We start from the raw sequence: 1,666 nt of genomic DNA, 5'->3' as shown, positions 1-1,666 counted from the left end.
CTCTCCGAATGGCATAAGATAATCTAATCCGCTTGTATGGATATAGCCCTCATAGAGCTTTATTTGAGAGGGAGAGTTATGAAAGGTGTCCATGTAGGATTTATCTATAACTATCCTACCATTATCATTAAAAAATTTTGGTGGTTTTATCACCCATACTTTTGCCCAATTATTTGGGAGTATGTTTTGCACATAGATGAGATATTTAACTTTATAAAAAGGATTAATAGGTTTAGATTCGCTGGTTGCATGGGAAGATTTTTGAAGATTTTTATTTTTTTTATCAATGATATAACATTCATTGTTATCATTATTTTTAATTATAAGTAGTTCAACATTGTGCGAAAAAAGCTGTGCTAGAATCTTATCATTTTTGTTGTCTGATTTAACCTTCACGATACAATCATCAAAGTCTCGAGTAGTAGCAAGCACATTGGTTGGTAGTGGTATAAAAGGGGTTGATGGTAATACAGCTTTAGGATATTCGGAATCTATTATGCTTATCTGTAAATTTCCTACATGTGATAAAATAGAATACTCTTTAATAACCCCTATGCACATATCAAATTCCCCTGAAAGATAGAATACGCCAAATAAACTATTATCATGATAAACTATATTTTTTACTGTGCTCCCTATTTCAGTTTCATCATCATAAAGGTTACTATCTCTATCGTCATAACCAAACATCAAATACCACTCAAACTCTATTTCCATAGGCACAAACATCGCAGTCCCAAATCTCACTTCAAAGAATCTCTTTCTATGATATGTATCCATTCCAGCCTTTGATAGAATCTCTTTTACAAACTCATAGTTTATATCATAGTTTGGTTTCATTTCTATTATTTCTCTAGGATTATCTTCATTGCTTATCTTTTTAGGGAAATCTTTGGCATAGAGATAGGCATAGTTGAGATAAGGATTTTCTTCAGGAAAAAAGATTAAATCTATATGTTTATTATACTTCATATCATAGCTCCAAGCAATACGAAGAGTGCCTTTGAATTTAATTCTATCAGTAACTTTTGGGAATTTATCTCTATTTTGGATTATATTTTTGACTTCGTCTAGAATATATTTGGCGAACCTGTCCTCGTCCTCATAATAAGTAGGGTTAGTATCCATCTTATAAACAATGATAAAAGTAATACGATGATCATTTGAAACAAAAGAACTAAAACCACCATAACCACCATTTGCAGATGAAGCAATGTGATTAACAGCTCCGAATGACATCATTTCATCGAACTTTATTTCATCCTCTATTTTATCATACATATTCAATCTCCTTCTTTAAGTAAAATTATTTTTAATAACTATGCAAATATTATTCTTTACAAAGTTTTTTGTGTTAGTTGTGGAATCATTTAAGAACTTTCTAATAAAGCCTTTATTATTTATTATCGCATCTCCAAGAGCAAGTTTTTTATATGCTTTTTCTGCTAAGATATTATCTACAATGTTTCCTTGTTCATCTTTTACTTCTTGTGATTTTATCAACAAACAACCATCACTATTTTTTGGAGAAAATCCATCATGGATTAATATATGTCTTTTTGCATCAACAAAGTCATTATATAAATTTAGGGTATTGTTTGCGAAGTTTTTAGTTTCTATATATTTCTTCTCCTCCTTATCATATTTATAAGATTTATGCCACTCT

Annotated in this window: 1 protein-coding gene and 1 pseudogene; both read right to left on the bottom strand. The window is 30.2% G+C overall.

What is annotated here, in order from left to right:
• The coding region (locus CQA53_RS11275) for a hypothetical protein (RefSeq protein WP_147290053.1) at positions 1–1,281 on the bottom strand (1,281 nt) is incomplete at its 3' end.
• 15 nt (positions 1,282–1,296) lie between these two features.
• Positions 1,297–1,666, bottom strand: a pseudogene (locus CQA53_RS12765) (hypothetical protein); the annotation flags it as partial.

This window comes from Helicobacter didelphidarum (genome assembly GCF_003364195.1).
Classification (GTDB): Bacteria; Campylobacterota; Campylobacteria; order Campylobacterales; family Helicobacteraceae; genus Helicobacter_A; species Helicobacter_A didelphidarum.
This window is presented reverse-complemented; position numbering and strand designations above follow the sequence as displayed.